Here is a 19,908-nt window from a genome sequence, read left to right on the forward strand (position 1 = left end):
AGTATGTCCGCGGCTGGAGGTATATTGGCTACCTTACGTCCACTATTCATACCTATTCGTCCATATCGCCATGACGAGTCCCATCGATCGCCTGTCCGCCCTGCTGGAGCGGTTTCGCGTGCGCGCGCAGTTGTTCCATGCGGGGCCGCTGTGCGGGCTGAACCGTTTTTCCCCCGAACCCGGGCGCGGCTTTCTGCACGTGCTGCGCCGTGGCGAAATGGAGGTCGCGCACCGTCCTGGCAGCGGGCTGCCCCGGCGGCTGCGCATCGCCGAACCCACCCTGCTCTTCTACCCGCGCGCGGTGCACCATGAGTTCCACAATCCGCCACAGGACGGCTCGGACTTCACCTGCGCGACGCTGCACTTCGATGGCGGCAACCGCCATCCGCTGGTGCGTGCGCTGCCGCCCCTGATCGCGCTGCCGCTGGCGCGCGTCGACGGCCTGGAACAGGCCCTGGCGCTGCTGTTCGCCGAAACGGAACAGGTGCGTTGCGGGCAGCGCCTGCTGGCGGACCGCTTGTTCGAAGTCGTGCTGATCCAACTGCTGCGCTGGCTGATCGATCACGCCGACGAGGCCGGCGTCCAGGTCGGCGTGATGACGGGCTTGTCGGAACCTCGCCTGGCGCGCGCGCTGACCGCCATGCACGAGGCGCCCGGAGAGCCCTGGACGCTTGCCGCGCTGGCGGCGCGGGCGGGCATGTCGCGCAGCGCATTCGCCGCCGCCTTCAAGGACGTGGTGGGCCAGCCGCCGGCCGACTACCTGGCGGACTGGCGCCTGACGCTGGCCCAGGCGCGCCTGCAGGAAGGCCTTGCCGTCAAGACGATTGCCGCGGAGCTGGGCTATGCGAACGCCTCGGCCCTGTCGCGCGTGTTCAGCCAGAAAATGGGCGCATCGCCGAGGCAATGGCTGGACCGCCAGGACGCAACATCCTGACCGCGCCGCCCATCCCGCATGAGGGTTCCCCGCGTCTGGCGGCCCGGACCGGGCGGCCCTACTATTGCGCACCTCCACGCCTCGCCCGCTCAGCCCCCATGCGTACACGCACTGCCCTGGCCCTGCTCTGCTCCCTGCTCCCCGCGTCCGTCCTGGCCGCCGAACCGCCCGCCCTGTTCGAGAATTCGCTGGGCATGACCTTCGTCCACGTGCCCGCCGGCACGTTCCAGATGGGCAGCGACGAAGCGCCGGAGGCGCTGGCCGCCGCCTATCCCCAGTATCCGGCGGACCGTTTCACCCAGCTTTTCGACGAAGCGCCGGTACACACCGTCCGCATCACCCGGCCGTTCTACCTTGAACGCACCGAGGTCACCGTCGGGCAATTCCGGCGATTCATCGAAGCGTCCGGCTATGTCCCGGAATCCGAGGCCGACGGCACCGGCGGCTACGGCTACAACGCTGCCTACGATCCCGACAAATCCGAGCATGGCGACGCCTTCGAGGGCCGCGACCGCCGTTATTCCTGGCGCAACCCGGGCTTCGCCCAGGGCGACGACCATCCGGTCGTGAACATCAGCTGGAACGACGCCATGGCCATGGCGCGATGGCTGACCCAGAAGGAAGGCCGGGTGTACCGGCTGCCCACCGAGGCCGAATGGGAATACGCCTGCCGGGCCGGCACGCGCAGCCGCTACCAAAATGGCGACGACCCCGCCGCCATGCCCGACATCGGCAACGGCTTTGACGCCGACGCCCAGCCGTTGTGGCCAAAATGGCAGGCCTACGCCTCGGCCCGCCGGGATGGCAGCGCCTTTACCGCGCCCGTTGCCAGCTACGCGCCCAATGCCTTCGGCCTGTACGACATGCACGGCAACGCCTGGGAATGGGTGGCGGACTGGTACGGCGAGGACTACTACGCGCACTCGCCCGCCGAAGACCCCCAGGGCCCCGCCAGCGGCAACGTGCGGGTCAGGCGGGGCGGCTCCTGGCATACGTGGGCGCTGTACACGCGGTCGTCCTACCGCAACTGGAATACCCAGGAAACGCGCTACCCGCTGGTGGGCCTGCGCCTGTTGCGGGAAGGGGATTAAAGAAAAAGACGCCGCGGCGGGTTAGCATGGCCGCACATTTCATCTAAAAGAGAGTCCTGACATGCATTCGCTGGGCCGTCTCGTCCTTCTCGTGAACGACTACGACACCGCCATTTCCTTCTACCAGGACAAGCTGGGCATGGAGATGTCTGTCGACATGCCCGTTGGCCAGCAGCGGTACGTCCACCTGCGCTTGCCCGAGCAACCCTCGGTCGGCGTATGGCTGCTGCAGGCCCTGACGCAGGCGCAGCGCGACCGGGTCGGCGACCAGACCGGCGGCCAGCCGGTGGGCGTGTTCTACACCGACGACGTGCTGCGCGACCACGGCCACTTCGTCGCCAAGGGCGTGCGCTTCACCAAGGAGCCCGTGCAGGACGACACCACTGTCTATGCCCACTTCATCGACCTGTACGGCAACGAGTTCGTGCTGGTCCAGGTGAAGACCCCGGCGTAGCGGCCCCGGTCGCAGACGCCACCATGACCGCGACCAAGCCGCTGCAGGACTGGATCAGGCGCGCCGCGCCTTCCGGCCATGTAGAGCGCATCGAGGCCTACTTCAGCGGCCGCGGCTACGACATGCACCGGCATGACACCTACGCGATCGGGCGCACCCTGTCGGGCGTACAGAGCTTCCATTACCGTCGCGGCTTTCGGCACAGCCTGCCCGGCGGCACCATCGTGCTGCATCCCGACGAAGCGCACGACGGCCAGGCGGGCACCGAGGCGGGCTTCCGCTACCGCATGATCTATGTGGACCCGGCCCTCATCCAGCAGATCCTGGGCGGACGCCCGCTCCCGTTCATCCGCGACGGGATCTCGGCGGACCCCAGGCTGTTCGCCGCCAGCGACGCGCTGTTGCAGAGCACCGCGCGCCCCGTCGATCCCCTGCAGGAAGACGACGCCCTGTATGAACTGGCCCACGCGCTCTGCGCCGCCGCCGGCGGCCAGCGGGGCCGCCGATCCCCCGACTACGCCGCCGCGGAGCGCGCCCGGCACTACATCCATGCATCGCTCGGCCAGGTGATCACGCTGGACGAACTGGCGCGCGCGGCGGGCACCGACCGCTGGAGCCTGTCGCGCGATTTCCGCGCGCTGTTCGGCACCAGTCCCTATCGCTATGCGATGCTGCGCCGCCTGGACCAGGCCCGGCGCCTGATCGCCACCGGCAGTCCCCTGGCGCACGCCGCGGCCGAGGCGGGCTTTACCGATCAAAGCCACCTGACGCGGCGCCACGTCCAGACCTACGGCATGACGCCCCACCGCTGGCGGCGGATGCTGCAAGTGCCAGCTTCCACGCAGGACTGAACCGGTTCACCGCCCGGCGCCAGCCGCCAGGCTGGCGCGCCGCCCCCGGAGAAAAGCTGCTCGATCGTACAAGACGCCCGCGCGCGGGCCGCGTATCGTAGGTGCTCCATCGTTTCCGCAGGTGCCGCCATGCCCGCCACCCCATCCATCAATCTTGCCGCCAAGCTGGCCTTGATCCACGAACACTGGATGCCCAAGGTCGTCGCCGAGATGAACGACTACCAGTTCAAGCTGGCCAAGCTGAAAGGCGAGTTCCTCTGGCACGCGCACCCCGACACGGACGAGACCTTCATCGTCATCCAGGGCCGCCTGCGCATCGAACTTCGCGACGGCCACATCGACCTGGGGCCCGGAGAAATGACGGTGATCCCGAAGGGCGTGGAGCACAAGCCCTGTGCGCCCGAAGAGGTCCACCTGATGCTGATCGAGCCGCGCGGCGTGGCGAACACCGGCGACCAGGGCGGCGAACGCCGCGCGCCCAACGACGTCTGGATCTGAGCCCGCCCCTTTCTGCTAATGTGAAATCCCACCAGGAGGAAACCATGTCGAAAGTCATGTTGATCACGGGCGGCAGCCGCGGCATCGGCGCCGCCGTCGCCAAGCTGGCCGCCCGCCGCGGATACGCGGTGGGCATCAACTATCACGCCCGGGCCGACGCCGCCCAGGCGGTCGTGGCGGAAATCGAGCGCGGCGGCGGCAGCGCCATTGCCATCCAGGCCGACGTTTCCCAGGAAGACCAGGTCTTGCGGATGTTCCGCACGCTGGACGAACGCCTGGGCCGCATCGACGCGCTGGTCAATAACGCAGGCATTCTGGAAAAGCAGATGCGCGTGGAAGACATGAACGCCGAGCGGCTGCTGCGCGTGCTGTCCACCAATGTCGTGGGCGCCTTTTTGTGCGCGCGCGAAGCGGTGCGCCGGATGGCCCCGCGCCATGGCGGCCAGGGCGGCGCCATCGTCAACGTGTCATCCGCCGCCGCCCGGCTGGGTTCGCCCAATGAATACGTCGACTACGCGGCCTCCAAGGGCGCGCTGGACACGCTGACCATCGGTCTGTCCAAGGAAGTCGCGCCCGAGGGCATCCGCGTCAACGGCGTGCGCCCCGGCACGATCTACACCGACATGCACGCCAGCGGCGGCGAACCCGGCCGCGTCGACCGGCTGAAAAGCGCGATCCCGCTGCGCCGAGGCGGCACCGTGGAGGAAGTCGCCGGCGCCGTGATGTGGCTGTTCTCGGAAGAAGCCGGCTACACCAGCGGTTCGTTCATCGAGGTCTCGGGCGGCAGCTAAGCCCGGTCCGGCTATTTTTCGTCGGATGAGATCACGCGCTTTTCCTGTTTGGACGATATCTTCGCTTCGACGCTGCGCAGCACGGCCAGCACGAACAGCGCCATCAGCGTGCTGACCACGGCGGTGGCCTCGCGCCCCATGCCGGCGGCCACGCCGATGGCTGCCGTCATCCAGATGCTGGCCGAGGTCGTCAGCCCGTGGATCTCGCGTTCGTCGCTGAGTTTGATGATGGCGCCGGCGCCCAGAAAGCCGATGCCGGCGATCACCCCCTGCAACACGCGGCTCAGGTCGCCGACCTGCATGCCGCCCTGCAGCGGAACCAGCACGAAGATGGCCGCGCCCAGCGCCACCAGCATATGGGTGCGCAGGCCGGCCGCCTTGCCGCTGCGTTCGCGTTCATACCCCAGCAGACCGCCCAGGATGACGGCCATTCCCAAGCGCAGCACGATGCGCGTCAACTCCCCGACATCGGGGATGTCGGCGAATTCGCTACGCGCCGTGGACCAGATTTCGAGCCAGATTTCCGACATCGCCGCTTCCTGAAGGCCGAGGTGCAGCCAGCATAGCAGGCGGTGCGCGGACGCCAAAAAAAGAATCGCCCCACATAATCGTCCATCTGGTTTACAACCTGTGAAAGCCCGCGCCTGCGGGCGCGCATCGACAGGAGCGCTACATGGACTTGCAATTGGCGGGTAAACGCGTGCTCATCACGGGCGCTTCGAAGGGCATAGGCCTGGCGTGCGCGGTGGCCTTCGCGCGCGAAGGCGCGGACCCGGTACTGGTGGCGCGCGACGATGCCGCTTTGCACGCGGCCACGACGGCGATCCGCGAGCAGACCGGCAGACAGGCCAGCGCCGTGACGCTGGACCTGGCGCAGGCCGGCGCGGCGGAACGCCTCTGCAAGGAAGCCGGCCCCATCGACATCCTGGTGAACAACGCCGGCGCGGTGCCGGGCGGCGCGCTGGATCAGGTGCAGGACGAGCGCTGGCGCGCGGGCTGGGAATTGAAGGTGCACGGCTACATCAGCCTGGCGCGCCACTACTACCCGAAGATGCGCGAGGCAGGCACGGGCGTCATCGCCAACATCATCGGCATGGCGGGGTCGGCGCCGCGCGCGGACTACATCTGCGGGGCGGCGGCCAATGCCTCGCTCATCGCCTTCACCCGCGCATTGGGCGGGGAATCGCCGCGCAACGGCGTCCGGGTCTTCGGCGTCAACCCTTCGCGCACCCGCACGGACCGCGTGCTGACGCTGGCGCGGCAGCGCGCCCAGGCCCGCTGGGGCGACGAATCGCGCTGGCAGGAAACGCTGTCCGACCTGCCCTTCGGGCGGCTGATGGAACCCGAGGAGGTCGCCAGCATGGTCGTGTTCGGCGCATCCCCGCGCGCGGGCTACCTGAGCGGCACCGTGATCGACCTGGACGGCGGCGAACAATACGCCAGCCACGGGCGCTGAGGCTTGCCGTGGCTGGCGGGCCTTAGCTGGCGGCCGGCCGCCAGTCCGCCAGCAGCGATGGCAGTTGCCGCATGTCGGTGAACACCTGGGACACGCCCACGCTGCGCAGCGCCTGCGCGCCGCTGTGGCCGTTGGCATCCGGGCTGTAGCCGAACACCGTGGCGCCCGCGGCCACGCCCGCCGTCGCACCGGTCACCGTGTCTTCGACGATGGCGCAACGCTTCGGGTCCACGCCGAGCGCCTTCGCGGCGGCCAGGTAGACATCCGGGAACGGCTTGCTGCGCGGCATTTCGTGGCCGCTGAAGACGCGTCCGTCGAAGCAGTCCGCGATGCCCACCTTGGTCAGTTGCAGTTCCACCTTGCGCCGGTCGGCGCCCGACGCCACGGCGATGCGGCCGTCCAGCGAGGCGTGCAGCGCGCGCACGGCATCGGGCGCGCCTGGGATCTCTCGCAGATCGCGGTCCAGCGCCTCGTTGCGGCGCTGGCGGAACTGGTCGAACCAATCCGGCGTGATCGTGGCGCCGGTGCGCGCCTGGATCAGCGGCAGTTCGTCCTTGACCGCCTTTCCGGTAAAAATATCCATCGTCTCCGCATGCGTGATGCCCCAACCCAGTTCGTTGAGCATCTCGGTCAGCACTCGGCTGGTGATGGGTTCGGAGTCGACCAGGACGCCGTCGCAATCGAAAAGCACGGCGTCAAAGGGAAAATCAGTCATTGCGGGCAGCACCGGAAAGGTCCATGAAGCGGGTAAGCATACTTCAAGCCCCACCGCCGCCCGCCCTGCGCGGCGGCCCGACAGCAAGCGGCGGAGTGCCAGGAGCCGCCGCGGCGGCTAGGCTGTGCGCCCATCCTCCTTCGTTCGCCACCGGGTAACGATCATGCCGTCCCTATCCTTCCAGCCGCTGGACAACTACGACTGGCTGCGCATCGCCCAAGAGCTGGACGCGCAGGGCTGGGCGCTGCTCCCCGCGCTCTTCGCGCCCGACGACGCGCGCAACCTGGCGCGGGCAGCCGTCCACGCCGGCCGGCCCGTTCCCGCCCCGGCGGGCCACGGCGCCCGGTATCCGCTGCCCGATCCCCTGCCCCCGCCGCTGCCGACGCTGCGCGCCGGCCTGTACCGCCGCCTGCTTCCGCACGCCCGCGCCTGGGCGTCGGCGCTTGGCCAGGACACCTCCTATCCCGACGAACTGGCGGCGTACACGCAACAGAACCGCCTGGCCGGGCAACTGCGCAGCCTGTCCGCTATCCAGCGCCTGGGCGTGGACGGCTACCAGCCCCTGTTGCAGCATGCCGAGGGCGCATGCGTCTTTCCGCTGCGGCTGATCGCCCTGCTCTCGGAACCTGGCCGGGACTACACGGGCGGCGAAATCGTGATGACCGAGCAGCGCCCGCGCATGCAGTCGCGCCCGATGGTCCTGCCCCTGCAAATGGGCGACGCGGCGGTGATCGCCGTGTCGCACCGTCCCGTCCAGGGCGCCCAAGGCATCTACCGCGTCACCGCCCGCCAGGCGATCAGCCGGGTGCGCGGCGGCGAACGCTTCGAACTGGAACTGATGCTGCACGAGGCGCCGTAGCAGCCGCGCCCGCGGACTCAGAAGTCCATCGACGCCGACAGCATCAGCGTGCGCGGCACGCCTTGCGAGATCGTGCCGTAAGACGCCACACCCGACCAGTAGGCGCGGTTGAATACGTTGACCACATTCGCGCGCAGCATGACGTCCTTGCCCTGGACTCTCACGGCGTAGCGCGCGCCCAGGTCGAAGGTGGTCCACGACGGCACGGACTGCGTGTTGGCCTGGTTGATGTATTCGCTGCCGGTATGGATCATCGCGCCCGTCAGCGTCAGCCCCGCCACCCAGGGCGTGTCCCACTCGGCGCCCAGGTTGACCGACACCTTGGGCACGCCCACCGGCTGGTTGCCCAGCGTGGCGCGGCTGTTGGTGCGCGTCAGTTCGGCGTCCAGGAAGGTCACGCCGCCCAGCAGGCGCAGGCCGCGCAGCGGCTCACCGGACACGTTCAGTTCCAGCCCGCGATTGCGCTGTTCGCTGTCGGCGCCGTACACGCCGTTGGTGAGCTGGCCGCTGGGCTTGGTGATCTCGAACGCGCTCAGCGTCACCATGGCGCTGTCCAGCTCCACCTTCACGCCCACTTCCTTCTGCCGGGCCTTGTAGGGCTTGAACACCTCGCCCGCGTTGGACGCGGTGGCCGGCGCCACATCGCCCTTGCTCAGGCCTTCGATGTAGTTGGCGTAGAAGGAAACATTGCTCCAGGGCTTGATCACCAGGCCCGCCAGCGGCGTGGTCGCGCTTTCGTCGTAGCTGACGGTGCGCACGCCCGTCGCGCCATTGAAGTTGCGCGACTCGATGCGCTGATGGCGCAGGCCCAGCGTAAGCTGCGCGCGTTCGTCCAGGATGCTCAACGTGTCGGCCAGCGCCAGCCCGGAGAGGTCGGACGACGACACCTTGGGCACGTTGGCGGGCGCCGGGATATGCTGTTCCGGACGCGTGACCGGCCGATAGATATTTGACGTCAGCGGCGTGCCCGATACGCTGGCCTGCAGATTGCGGTCGCTGTAGAGGCTGCCCATGAAGCTCACGGCATGGCGCACCGGGCCCGTGTCCAGCTTGGCGCGCAGCCCTGCGTTATAGGTGCTGCGATTGACCTCGAACCTGAAATTGTTAGGCGTCACGAGCGTGTCGCCGGCCTCGTTGACGATGGTGGGCGTCTGGTCCGACAGGCGCGAGACCGTAGTGTCGGACCCGCCCGCATCGGCGAACACTGTCAGGCGATCGCTGATGTCGTACTCCACGCGCAGCAGGGCCGACTGCCCGTCGGACTTCCACCAACCCCAGGGCTGCGTGGCGTTGCGCCGGCCGTCCGCGGCGCGGGGCACGTCTATGCCCGCCGCCACCAGGAACGGCCGCGTCGGCGCGTCGATCTTCTCGTGCTGGGTCAGCAGGTCCAGCGACGCGCGCAGCCGTTCGCCCTGGTAATCCAGCGACAAGGCGCCGATATCCGTGCGCGAGGTCATGTTGTCCAGCGGCGTATCGCCCTGCCGGTGCATGCCGTTGACCCGCACGCCCCATTCGCCTTCGTTGCCGAAGCGCCGGCTCAGATCCACCCGGCCGCCGAACTGCGAGTCGCCCACATAGTCCGCCGACAGGCGGGTCAGGTCTTCGGGCAGCGACCGCTTGGGCACCATGTTGATGACCCCGCCCACGCCGCTGTTAGGCGACATGCCGTAGAGCAGCGCGGCCGGCCCTTTCAGCACTTCGACCCGTTCGATGTAGTCGGTGAACACGTGGTAATTGGGCGCCACGCCATAAACGCCGTCGAAGGCGATCTCGCCCAGGTTGCCTTCGCCGATGGGAAAGCCGCGGATGTAGAACGAATCGGTCACGCCGCCGATCTGGCCGGTGAAGCGCACCGAGGGTTCGGCATTCAGCGCGTCGGCCAGGGTCACCGCCTGGCGGTTCTCCAGCAGCTCGGACGTGTAGCTCGTGACGTTGAACGGCGTATCCATCACGTCGCGGTTGCCCAGCAGCCCCAGGCGCGCGCCGCGGGCGACCTGGCCGCCCGCGAACACGGGCGGCAGGGCGGACGGGGACACGCCCGCGCCGTCCACCGTGACCGCCGGCAGCACGGTCGCGGAATCGCCCGTGGCAGACGGCAGCTTGCGCAGCGAATACGCGCCGCCGCCCTGCTCCGACAGGGCATAACCCGAACCGGCCAGCAGGCGGGCAAAGCCTTCGCGCACTGTGTAGGCCCCGTCCAGCCCGTCGCTGTGGCGGCCCGCCACCATGGCCGGGTCGAACGACAGCGGCACGCCGGCGGCGGCGGCAAACTGGGCCAGCACGTCGCCCAGCGGGCCGCCCGCGATGGCGTAGGACTTGCGCGCCGCGCTCGCGGCCACGTCGGCGGCCGCCGCCTGCGTCGGCGCCGCCGCAACGGCCAGCAGCGGTATCCCCATGGCGGCGGCGCGGATCATCGCCGCCATCGGCAGCAACGCGGCTCTTCCACGGGACGGACGCAGCAAACGGAAATTTCGGGAAACCATGAAACGATCCTTCGTTGGGGTCTGGGTGACGCTCGCATGTCGCGACGGTTCACCCGGCACACCGGACGAAGCGGAAAAAAGTGTCGGCCTATCGCCGATTAATTTGTAACGTCGGCGCGCGGGGCCACGGTGGTCCAGAACGGCGTCACCCGGCTTACCCTGACCGGCAGGGTCTTCTCCAGCAGGCGCAGGCTGGCGTCGATGTCGTTCAACGGGAAGGCGCCCGACACCCGCAGCCCGGCCACGGCGGGATCGCATCGCAGCACGCCGCGCCGGTACCTGCCCAGCTCGTCCACCAGATCGGCCAGCCGCCAGTTCCGGGCGGCCAGCATTCCGTCCGACCAGGACGCCGACGACGCATCGGCCGCCGCCGCGGGCTCGACCTGCCGCGCGTTGAAGACGGTCTGCTGCCAGGCTTGCAGCACCACCGCCACGGAGCCCGCCGCCATCGGCTGGATCTCGACTGCGCCCTCGAACACCGCGACGCGCACGCTGCCGCCTTCGTCGCGCACCATGAAGCGCGTGCCCAGCGCGCGTATCGAGCCCTGCCCGGTCTGCACGATGAAGGGCCGATGGACAGGCGCGGGATCGCGGCCCGTCGTCAGCAGGATTTCACCGGCCCGCAGCCACACCACGCGCCGCTGGGCGGTGTAGTCGATATCGACGGCGCTGGCCGTGTTCAGCACCAGTTGCGTGCCGTCGGCCAGCGCCATGCGGCGCTGTTCCCCCGTTGCCGTGCGCAGGTCGGCGCTCCATTCCCGCCATGGCAGCGCGCGCCCGCCCATCCAGGCGGCGGGCCCCAGCACCAGCAGCCCGGCAAGCGCGCGCAGCGCCTGCCGGCGGCCGGGGCGGTCCGCCCGGCGCAGGATGTCGCGGCCGATCCGCGGGGGCACCTGCCCAAATCCGCGCAGCATGTCCTCTGCCCGCAACCAGGCGGCGGCGTGCGCGGCGCTGCGTCCGCGCCAGCGGTCGAATGCCGCGCGATCCGCTGCCGACAGCGTCTCGGACTGGAATCGGACCACCCAGCCGGCCGCTTCCTTCAGGATGGCGGGATCGATGGCGGCGCTCATGGAGCATCGGCCTGGTAGGCGATCAGGCAGGCGGTCAATGCCGTCTGCATATGGCGCTTGACGGTCGACAGCGACACGCGCCGGTCTTGCGCGATCTCCGCATAGCCCATGCCGTCGAACTGCGACAGCAGGAAGATCTCGCGGGTTCTGGCGGGCAAGGACCGCAAGGCGGCATCGATGGCATGGAGCGTTTCAAGAATCAGCGCCCGGGCTTCCGGCGAGGGCGCCTCGGGCGCGGGCAACTGCGCCAGGACCTCCGCGTACGCATCTTCCAGCGCGCGGCGCCGCCAATGGTCAACCACCAGGCCCTTGGCGATATGCGTCAGCAGCGCGCGCGGCTCGGCGCCGGGCGCCTCCCTGCGCCGGCCGGACATCAGCCGCACAAAGGTGTCGTGGGCCAGGTCCGCGGCATCGAAGGAATTGCCCAGCTTCCTGCGCAGCCATACCGACAGCCAGCCATGGTGGTCACGATAGAGCCGGGTGACGGTGTCGATCGGCGGGGAGTCGGGCGGAGGCAGGGCGCACCTCTAACGGTGTTGTAAATGGGAATTGTTTTTATTTTATATGATCCCCGCCCCGCCGTCCGCATGACCGGCCCGCAGGCGCCCCGCCGCCTGCTCGCCTGCCTCTGAAAATGCGCCCCTACAGCTTGGGCGCGTAGCGCAGGGTCAGCATCACGTTGCGCGGTTCGCCGTAGTAGTTGTTGCTGGACAGCGTGTTGTAGGACGGCACGTAGTACTTCTTGTCGAACACGTTGCTCACGTTCAGCGCGAAGCTCAGTTCCGGCGTGGCCTGATAGCCCACGCGCGCGTTCCAGATCGTGAAGCCCGCCAGCGTGAACTCGCGGTCCGAACTGATGGTCTGCGTCTGCGCATTGACGCCGGCGCCCACGCTCAGGCGGTTCCAGGCGCCCGGCAGCTTGTAGTTGGCCCACACGCGCAGCATGTGCTTGGGCGTCCAGGTGTTGAAGACCGCCCCCTGGTTGTCCGGATCCTGCAGGAATTTGGTGGTGTTGTAGGTGTAGCCGGCATACAGCTCCAGGCCCTTGACCACCTCGCCGGAAATCTCGGCTTCCACGCCCTGGCTGCGCACCTCGCCGGCCGCGCGCGAGCAATACCAGCCGCCGCATGCAAACCCCGAGTCGTAGTCGTTGACGGCGCGGTTCTTGTGGTCGTAGCGGAACACCGCGAGCGACGTGTTGACGCGGCCGTCGGCCAGTTCGCCCTTGATGCCGACCTCGTAATTGTTGCCCTCGATGGGCTTGAGCAGGCTGCCCGATACGGTGCGTTCGGTCTGCGGTTCGAACACCGTGGTGTAGCTGGTGTAGACCGACCAGTTGTCGGTCAGCGAGTACACGATGCCGGCGTAGGGGATGAAGCGGCCCGTCGTGGTGGCGGTCGTGGTGCTGCCATCGCCGCTGTAGCTGTAGTCGAACCAGCCGAGCCGGCCGCCGCCGATGAGCGCCAAGGATTCGGTGGGCTTGACGCGCCACGTGCCGTAGATGCCCTTCTGCCGGATGTCATAGGCGCTGCGCGCATCGTAGCCGCTGGCCTCGGCGATGGAGTCGATGTCCTGCCACGGGCGATGATGGTCGATATCGTAGATATTGCCGCCGTCTTCCCAGGCCCGCGTGAACCGGTCGTTGGTGGTCAGCTTGGAATAGTTGGCGCCCACCACCACTTCCTGCTCCATGCCCCAGCCGGTGAAGTTGCCGGCCACCGACATGTCCACCCCGCGCTGCTTGCTCTTGAAGTCCACGCCGAAGTTGCCGTACGACAGCCCGCTGCCGTCCCGCTGCACCGGCCCCGTGACGCGCTGGTGCACGGTCGTGTTGTCTTCGTTCATGGCGACGCCGGCCAGCCTGAAGCGCCAGGCCTCGTTGAAGCGATGCGTCACGTCCGCGTTCAGAATGGTCTGGTCGTTCTTCGCGCGGTTCCACGTAGAGCCGGTGAAGGTCGAGCGCGGCAGGTCGATGTCGCCGCCGTCTTCAAAGCGCGGATAGCCCACGAACATCGGCCGCGACCGGCTGTAGCGGTTGCTGACGCCCAGGCCCACCGTGGTCTTCTCGGTGATGTCGAAGTCCAGCGCCGCGTACAGGTTGCGGGTGTTGTCCCACACGGAGTCGATGAACGAATGGCTCCGGTCCTCATCCAGCACCACGCGGCCGCGCAGCGTGCCCGCTTCGTTCAGGGGACCGCCCGCGTCCAGCGTCAGGCCATAGTGGTCCCAGGAGCCGACCTTGCCGGTCACCACCACCGACGGTTCGGCCCCGCCCCGCTTGCGCACCAGGTTGATCGCGCCGCCCGGGCTGCCCGCGCCTTGCAGGAGGCCCGCCGCGCCGCGCAGGATTTCCACGCGATCGTAGAAGACCAGCGAATCCTGTTCCCAGTTGCCCAGGCTGTAGCTGTTGCGCAGCAAGGACACGCCGTCGTATTGCAGCAGATCCACCGGGAAGCCGCGCGAGTTGATCGCCACCCCCGCCCCTACGCCCTGCACGCCCACCATGCCGGCGGTGTTGTTGACTGCGTCCGGCAGACTGGTCATGTCCTGGTCGTCCATGCGCTGCCGTGTCAGCACCGTGATGGATTGCGGGATGTCCTTCAGCGCCTGCGGCGTCTTGCCGATGGTGACCGCGGCCGAGGTATACGAACCCGTTCCTTCCGTCGTGGTGTTGTAGGTGCCCGTCACCGTGACCGGCGCCAGCGTCGTGGCCTGGGCCGGCGCGGCTAGCCGCAGGCGGTATCCGCCCTCCGCGCGCGCCACCGCTTGAAGGCCCGTGCCCGCGAGCAGGCGGTCGAGCGCCGCGCCGACGGGATAGGTGCCCGCCACGCCCTCGGTCGTGGCGCCCGCCGTCAGCGCGGGATCGGACGCCACCATGACGCCCGCCTGCACGCCAAACGCCCCCAGCGCCGCGCCCAGCGGGCCGGCGGGAATGTTGAAGGCGACGGCGCTCGGCGCCTGCGCCTGGGCATGCACCGCCGCGGGCCACAAGGCCACGGCCATGACGGCGGGGATGGCATGGCGCAGGGCCGCGCTCAGCGCCGTGCGCTGCAGGGGTAGGCGGGCAAGCAGCGCGGTACGCGCGGCGCGGACAGGACGAGAAGACATGACTGGTTCCGTGGCTCAAGAAGGATCGGCGCAGCCTCGAAGCCGGGCTGCTTTCCTTACATGAAGCGCGAGATCGGGATATCCGCCGTTGCTGTTACAAAAAGGCCGGCGGCAAGCCTCTCGCGGGGATCAGGCCAGTCCCACGGTCACCCAGTAGCGGGTGTAGCGGCGCACCCGCACAGGCAGGATCTCCTGCAGCATGGCCAGCACCTTGTCGGTGTCGGCTACCGGAAACGCGCCCACCACGCGCAGGCCGGCCGCCGCGCCGGAACAATTCAGCAGGCCGGGACGGTAGCGTCCCAGTTCGGCCAGAAAGTCCGACAACGGCATTTCATTGGCGATCAGCATGCCGTCCAGCCAGGCGGACACGCCCGGCTCCAGCGGCCCCGCCGCGAAGCGGCCGGCGGCGGAAAACTCGGCCTGCTGGCCGGCCCGCACGCGCCGTGGCGGATCGTCCGGCGCCAGGCCCCGCACGTCCACCGCCCCTTCCAGCACCGCCACGCGCATGCGGCCCGCCTCCAGGTCGCGCACGAGAAAGCGCGTGCCCACCGGCGTCAGCACCCCGCCGCGAGTGCGTACCGAGAACGGCCGTCCCGCGGGGTCACGGGCTGTCGCGATCAGGATCTCGCCTTGCAGCAACACCACCTCGCGCTGGCTCGCGGTGTAGCGCAGGTCCACCGCGCTGCCGGCGTTCAATTCCACCTGCGTGCCATCGGGCAGCGTCAGCGTCCGGCGCTCGCCGGTGCCCGTGCGCAGATCGGCGGACAGCCGCCGGATCGTGTCGCGCTCGCCCACCGCCCAGGCGCCCAGCCCCAGGCCGACCGCCGCCGCCATCAGGCGGATCGCGGTGCGCCGCGACTGGATCAGGGGCGCCTGCAGCAAGGTGCGCGATGCCACCGCCGGCCCCGCCTGCGCCACGCCCGCCGTGACGTCGCGCGTCAGTGCGCCGATCCGCTGCCAGGCGAGTTCGTGCGCGGGCTGCTCCCGCAGCCAGCGGTCGAAACGCTCGCGGTCGACGGGGCTGGCGTTTTCGCGCAGCCGCGTCCACCAGTCCGCGGCCTGCCGGATCACCTTGGGATCGAGGGCGCCCGCTTCGGGCGCGTGCGGGCGCAGCAGTTTGGCGCTGTCCATGATCCTCCGGCTCAACCGTAGACGGCGGTGTAGCAATGCACCAGGGCACGCGCCAGCGACTTCTGCACGGCATTGGGCGTCAGGCCCAGTTGCTCGCCGATCTCGGCATAGGACAGGCCGTCTATCTGCGCCATCAGAAAGATCCGGCGGCTGCTCATCGGCAAGGCGTCCAGCAGTTCGCAGACCTGCTCCAACGCCTCGATGATCAGGGCGCGGGCTTCTACGGAAGGCTCGACGGCGGTCGGCTGCAACGCCAGCGTCTCGGCATACGCGGCTTCCAGCGCCGCGCGCCGCGCCCGCCCGATCAGCAGGCGCGTGGCGATGGTGCGCAGGTAGGCGCGGGGCTCGTGCAACGGTTCACGCACGTTCGCCCGGATCAGCCGCTCGAACGTGTCGTGCGCCAGGTCCGCCGCGTCGGACGCATTGCCCAGCTTGCGCTGCAGCACGCCTCGCAGCCATTGGTGATGGGCCAGATAGACGGATTGCACCTCTGCGCGAGGGGCGAATGAAGAGGATGGCATGGCGGTCCGGCCCGGCGTCGCCGCCAGAGTACAAGACAAAATGAAAATGATTCGCAATTATAGTTGCGGTTTTTGTCTTTGCAAGAAGCCGGCCGGCGCCATGCGCCGGCACGCGGCAGCGGCCCGCCCTCCAGGTGGGGCATGCGGTGGGTCTTTTCAGCCAGAGCCGTCAATAGTCCATCGGGACATGGCTTTGCGCGGCCCTGATTTCCTGCAGGTGCCGCTCGGCTTCTTCCTTTTCGATGGCGGGCGGCAACGCGCGCCAGCTCACCATGTTGCCCGGCGTCTTTACCGGCATCCAGCCCAATACGCTGTATAGCGAAATCGCGGTGTAGCCCGTGTCGAGCCGCGTTTCGTAATAGCCCTGACGATCCGGCGCGGTATCGCCCGGCGTCCAATCCAACTGAGACATGCATGTCTCCTTCTTGGTGAAGCTTATGCGTAACAGCGTGCCGTCCGCCAACGGACGCATTTACAACTGATCGTATAGCGTCCTGCCGCGGTTGTCCCGGCACGACCAGTCCGATTTTTCGATTCTTGACAGAGGGGAATCCCTAGGAGCCCCCGGCAATCCGATTGCTAAAGCATGAATACAGGCGCTAGGATGCGGCAACGGATTCTTACAACACCCGGCGGCGGAGCGTAACGCTCAGGTAACCCGGGGGAGCAACGGTCATGCCGAAAGCGGTCTTCCCGCGATATCCAAAAGATCGGCTGGCCGCCCTGGCCAGCGCCAATGCCCTGCGCGCCATCCGCGAGGGCCTGCTCTGGACCATGCCTTGCCTGCTGGTCTCGGCCCTGTTCCTCATCCTGTCGGTCTGCGCCCGGCAACTGGGGCTGTCCGAAGGCATCTCGGATTTTCTGGCCAGCGTGTACCGCAGGCTGTCCGCCGTCATGCCGCTGCTGGCCGGCGCGTCCATCGGCTACATGCTCTCGATCCGCCACCGCCTCGCGCACCTGCCCACTGCCCTGCTCTGCCTGTCGTACGTGGTCATCGCCGAAGCCCTGCTTGCGCCCTATCCGCGCGCGTCCTCCACCCTGATGCTCTTCATCGCCATCGTCTCGCCGCTGGCGACCGTGCCGCTGATGGCATGGCTGCACCGCCGCCGCTGGACGCGGCTGGCGCCCGACGGGCTGATCAGCGAAAACGTCCGCGACACTCTCAACATGGTGGTGCCGGGGCTGCTGACGGCCTGCCTGGTCATGGCGCTGCTGTCCGCCGCCCTGCGCATCCCGGCCGTGGCGCAATTCGACATCCCGCTGAGCGTGGCCTCGCTGGACAGTCCCTACACCGCCGGCGCCGCGATCGCCGCGGTGAACTCCCTGCTGTGGTTCTTCGGCATCCACGGTTTTCACGCCATGGCGCCCATCATGGACGTCCTGGACCAGGCGACCCGGCTCAACGCGACCACCGCCGCGGCGGGATACGAGAGCGTCTATGCGCTGAACAGCACCCTGCTGGGCGCCTTCGTCTTCATCGGCGGATCCGGCGCGACGCTGTCGCTGGCGGTGGCCATCCTGGTCTTTTCGCGCAGCGAATCGCTACGCATGCTCGCGCTCGCCAGCGTTCCCGTATCCCTGTTGAACGTGAACGAAATCCTGCTGTTCGGCCTGCCGCTCATTCTGAATCCCCGGCTGCTGGTTCCGTTCATCCTCGCGCCGGTGGCCAACGTCATCGTTGCGCTGGCCGTCGTGCAATGGGGTTGGCTGCCGGCGGCCACCGTCGCGCTGCCGTTTACCTCGCCCGTGCTGTTCAATGCCTACGTGGGCGCCGGCGAGCACCTGGGCGGGGTCGTCTTGCAGTTGCTGCTGGTGATGCTGGGCGCCTGCCTCTACGCCCCCTGCGTGATTGCGCTCGAGCGCCAGCGCAAGGCCGACGCTACCGTGTATTTCCGGTCGCTGGACACCACCTTCCCGCGGCTCCAGGAGGAATCGCTGCTCTACGCGAACGACCCCGTCGTCACCACGCATGCCAATCGCGCGCGGCGCAGCGCCGAGATCTCGCGCATCCGCGCCATCAGCGAATACGACTTCTATCTGGAATTCCAGCCGCAGGTATCGTTGCGCACCGGCCTGTGCACCGGCTGCGAAGCACTGCTGCGCGCGACCGGCCCCGAAGGCACGCAGCAGGCGCCCCTGGAGTTCCTGCGTTGGCTGGCGCAGGCCGACCTGATGCGCGAGGTGGATCTTTGGGTTGCGCGGCAGGCCGTGCGGCAATGCCTGGCATGGCGCGCGCAGGGTTTCACCCTGCCCATGACCATCAACGTCACCGGCGGCACGCTGACGTCGGCAACCTTCCTGGACAAGCTGATCAAGGTGCTGGAACAGGCAGAGGGGCAGGTTTCCGTGGAGCTCACGGAAGACGCGCTGGTCGAGGACGCCCAGGCATTGCACACCGCCTTCGGCCGCCTGCACGGCATCGGTGCGCGGGTGTACATCGACGATTTCGGCACGGGATACTCGGCGCTGAGCTACCTGCATCAATTCCAGATCGACGCCGTCAAGATCGACCGCAGCTTCGTGCAGGCGCAGGGCCACGACCGGGGCGCGCTCGTGATGAGCGGGCTGCTGCGATTCTGCGAGGCGCTGAATCTGCAGATCATCGTCGAAGGCGTCGAGACCGACGCCCAGCTTTCGGCGCTGGCATCCAGCGCCGAAATCATCGTGCAGGGCTGGTACTACAGCAAGGCCATGTCCGGCGAACACGTGATGGACTTCGCGCGCCGGCGGCAGGCGATGCCCGCCGTGCCGGCGCCCCCATCCCAGGCCGCGGCTACTTGATGCCGATGAAAGGCAGCGCCGCGCCGGGCACCTGCGTGGACGGCAGCACGCCATCCCATTTTTCCACGGCGTTCAGGCTCACCAGATTGGTGTTGGCGGCCAGCGCCTCGGCCTTGGCGCGGATGGATGCCGCTTCCGCCTCGCCGCGCATGCGGATGCCGTCGGCTTCGGCCGTGAACTGCTGACGCTGCGCGTCGGCCTGGGCCTTGGCCTTGACCACCTGGATCTCGGCGTTGATCATCGCCGTTTCCTTCTGCTGGCGCGTGGTTTCGATCTGCACCTGGGCCAGCATGCGCTGCTCGATGGAATGCTCGTACGCTTGCGAGAAGCCCACTTCCTCGATCTGCACGCCCACCACCTGCACGGGCGCGCCCTCCATCGTTTTCAGCACCGCGTTGTTCACGTCCAGGCCCAGCTTCTGGCGTTCCTGGATGGCGCGCACGGCGGTGTACTGGCCAAACACGTTCTTCACCGCGTCCGGCGTCTTGCGCTCCAGCACGCGCATCTGCAGATTGGAGATGGTGCCGTATTCGGAGTACAGCTCGGCCACGTGCTCCGGCGGCACACGGTACGACACCGACACGCGCAGCGTCGCCGGCTGCTGGTCATAGCTGTAGGCCTCGAGCTTTTCGAACACGAAGGTGTGGTCGCGCACGGACACCGTCATCACGTTGTCGATGAACGGCGTCTTGAAGTCCAGGCCCGGCTCGGACACGCGCACCAGCTTGCCGTTGCGCAGCACCACGCCGCGCTCGCCCTGGTCCACCTGGAACCACGAACCGAAAGCGATGAACAGGATCAGCAGGAACAATATTCCCGTGCCGATCGCGACCTTGAGACTGCGCGGCTTGACCGCGCCGATCGTCTTGACCATCTGGATGTCTGTCGGCTTCACTTCGATTCCCTGTCTGTTCTTGTACGTTTACGGTCCGAGAGCACAGCCGCGATACCGCGCGCCAGCAGGTAGGCGACCACCGCTGCCCCCACCAAGATCAGGAAATACCGCATCGAGCGTCCCCCCCCGGGAAAGAAGGACGGGATTCTATCCCGCACGCATCAGGCCGGCGTGGACTCATGCGAACGGAATGTGTTCAGACGTATCTGAACATGTCTCAACGGCCAAAACCGGGAGAATCGAGCCGCAAAAACGGGCGCGTTCCCCGGC

General features: G+C 68.1%; 19 protein-coding genes. 9 read left to right on the forward strand and 10 right to left on the reverse strand.

Annotated features, from left to right (window positions below; genetic code table 11):
* Positions 1–70: 70 nt before the first annotated feature.
* The 6 genes from ASE30_RS10520 to ASE30_RS10545 all read left to right on the forward strand — a co-directional run bounded on the left by ASE30_RS10520 (position 71) and on the right by ASE30_RS10545 (position 4,619).
* A complete protein-coding gene (locus tag ASE30_RS10520) occupies positions 71–934 on the forward strand; it encodes an AraC family transcriptional regulator (RefSeq protein ID WP_057284245.1) in 864 nt (287 codons plus the stop codon).
* Positions 935–1,032: 98 nt separating this feature from the next.
* Positions 1,033–2,025 carry a formylglycine-generating enzyme family protein gene (locus ASE30_RS10525; RefSeq protein ID WP_057284246.1) on the forward strand — a complete coding sequence of 331 codons (993 nt, stop codon included), beginning with the start codon at positions 1,033–1,035 and terminating at the stop codon, positions 2,023–2,025.
* A gap of 61 nt (positions 2,026–2,086) precedes the next feature.
* Positions 2,087–2,479, forward strand: coding sequence for a VOC family protein (locus ASE30_RS10530; RefSeq protein ID WP_057284247.1), 393 nt, complete (start codon positions 2,087–2,089; stop codon positions 2,477–2,479).
* Between the two features lie 23 nt (positions 2,480–2,502).
* Positions 2,503–3,330: an AraC family transcriptional regulator gene (locus ASE30_RS10535; RefSeq protein ID WP_057284248.1), complete on the forward strand. Its 828-nt coding sequence runs from the start codon at positions 2,503–2,505 to the stop codon at positions 3,328–3,330.
* Positions 3,331–3,459: 129 nt separating this feature from the next.
* Positions 3,460–3,828 carry a cupin domain-containing protein gene (locus ASE30_RS10540; RefSeq protein ID WP_057284249.1) on the forward strand — a complete coding sequence of 123 codons (369 nt, stop codon included), beginning with the start codon at positions 3,460–3,462 and terminating at the stop codon, positions 3,826–3,828.
* 44 nt (positions 3,829–3,872) lie between these two features.
* Positions 3,873–4,619 (forward strand): SDR family oxidoreductase, encoded by a 747-nt coding sequence (locus tag ASE30_RS10545; RefSeq protein ID WP_057284250.1) that lies wholly within the window; start codon positions 3,873–3,875, stop codon positions 4,617–4,619.
* 11 nt (positions 4,620–4,630) lie between these two features.
* Here ASE30_RS10545 and ASE30_RS10550 read toward each other — a convergent pair whose 3' ends face one another.
* Complete coding sequence (locus ASE30_RS10550) at positions 4,631–5,149, reverse strand: MgtC/SapB family protein (RefSeq protein ID WP_057284251.1); 519 nt, start codon at positions 5,147–5,149, stop codon at positions 4,631–4,633.
* A 143-nt stretch (positions 5,150–5,292) separates the two neighbouring features.
* Between ASE30_RS10550 and ASE30_RS10555 the strand changes: the two genes are divergently transcribed.
* A complete protein-coding gene (locus ASE30_RS10555) occupies positions 5,293–6,075 on the forward strand; it encodes an SDR family oxidoreductase (RefSeq protein ID WP_057284252.1) in 783 nt (260 codons plus the stop codon).
* A gap of 22 nt (positions 6,076–6,097) precedes the next feature.
* Here the strand turns inward: ASE30_RS10555 and ASE30_RS10560 are convergent, their stop codons facing one another.
* On the reverse strand, positions 6,098–6,790 hold the full coding sequence (locus ASE30_RS10560; protein ID WP_057284253.1) for an HAD family phosphatase: 693 nt from the start codon (positions 6,788–6,790) through the stop codon (positions 6,098–6,100).
* A 163-nt stretch (positions 6,791–6,953) separates the two neighbouring features.
* On the opposite strand from ASE30_RS10560, the gene ASE30_RS10565 reads away from it, so the two are divergent.
* Entirely contained in the window at positions 6,954–7,649 is a 696-nt protein-coding gene (locus ASE30_RS10565) for a 2OG-Fe(II) oxygenase (RefSeq protein WP_057284254.1), read from the forward strand.
* 17 nt (positions 7,650–7,666) lie between these two features.
* On the opposite strand, the gene ASE30_RS10570 is transcribed toward ASE30_RS10565, so the two are convergent.
* The 7 genes from ASE30_RS10570 to ASE30_RS10600 all read right to left on the reverse strand — a co-directional run bounded on the left by ASE30_RS10570 (position 7,667) and on the right by ASE30_RS10600 (position 16,374).
* Positions 7,667–10,132, reverse strand: a complete 2,466-nt coding sequence (locus ASE30_RS10570) for a TonB-dependent receptor (RefSeq protein WP_057284255.1) — start codon at positions 10,130–10,132, stop codon at positions 7,667–7,669.
* A gap of 98 nt (positions 10,133–10,230) precedes the next feature.
* On the reverse strand, positions 10,231–11,202 hold the full coding sequence (locus tag ASE30_RS10575) for a FecR domain-containing protein (RefSeq protein ID WP_057284256.1): 972 nt from the start codon (positions 11,200–11,202) through the stop codon (positions 10,231–10,233).
* Positions 11,199–11,720, reverse strand: a complete 522-nt coding sequence (locus tag ASE30_RS10580) for a sigma-70 family RNA polymerase sigma factor (protein WP_057284257.1) — start codon at positions 11,718–11,720, stop codon at positions 11,199–11,201. Before ASE30_RS10580 ends, ASE30_RS10575 begins: the two co-directional genes overlap by 4 nt.
* A gap of 124 nt (positions 11,721–11,844) precedes the next feature.
* Positions 11,845–14,310: a TonB-dependent siderophore receptor gene (locus ASE30_RS10585; protein WP_082601546.1), complete on the reverse strand. Its 2,466-nt coding sequence runs from the start codon at positions 14,308–14,310 to the stop codon at positions 11,845–11,847.
* A gap of 129 nt (positions 14,311–14,439) precedes the next feature.
* Positions 14,440–15,441 (reverse strand): FecR domain-containing protein, encoded by a 1,002-nt coding sequence (locus ASE30_RS10590; RefSeq protein ID WP_057284258.1) that lies wholly within the window; start codon positions 15,439–15,441, stop codon positions 14,440–14,442.
* Positions 15,442–15,452: 11 nt separating this feature from the next.
* Positions 15,453–15,962: a sigma-70 family RNA polymerase sigma factor gene (locus ASE30_RS10595; RefSeq protein WP_057284259.1), complete on the reverse strand. Its 510-nt coding sequence runs from the start codon at positions 15,960–15,962 to the stop codon at positions 15,453–15,455.
* Between the two features lie 169 nt (positions 15,963–16,131).
* The gene (locus ASE30_RS10600) at positions 16,132–16,374 is read right to left on the reverse strand and encodes a hypothetical protein (protein ID WP_057284330.1); all 243 of its coding nucleotides are present in this window, start codon (positions 16,372–16,374) and stop codon (positions 16,132–16,134) included.
* A gap of 263 nt (positions 16,375–16,637) precedes the next feature.
* Here ASE30_RS10600 and ASE30_RS10605 point away from each other — a divergent pair, with 263 nt between their 5' ends.
* Positions 16,638–18,743 carry a PTS sugar transporter subunit IIC/EAL domain-containing protein gene (locus ASE30_RS10605; RefSeq protein WP_057284260.1) on the forward strand — a complete coding sequence of 702 codons (2,106 nt, stop codon included), beginning with the start codon at positions 16,638–16,640 and terminating at the stop codon, positions 18,741–18,743.
* Here the strand turns inward: ASE30_RS10605 and ASE30_RS10610 are convergent.
* Positions 18,736–19,617 carry a prohibitin family protein gene (locus ASE30_RS10610; protein ID WP_156407612.1) on the reverse strand — a complete coding sequence of 294 codons (882 nt, stop codon included), beginning with the start codon at positions 19,615–19,617 and terminating at the stop codon, positions 18,736–18,738. The genes ASE30_RS10605 and ASE30_RS10610 overlap by 8 nt on opposite strands.
* Between the last annotated feature and the right edge of the window lie 291 nt (positions 19,618–19,908).

Origin of the sequence: Achromobacter sp. Root83 (assembly GCF_001428845.1) — a bacterium.
Classification (GTDB): Bacteria; Pseudomonadota; Gammaproteobacteria; order Burkholderiales; family Burkholderiaceae_B; genus Achromobacter.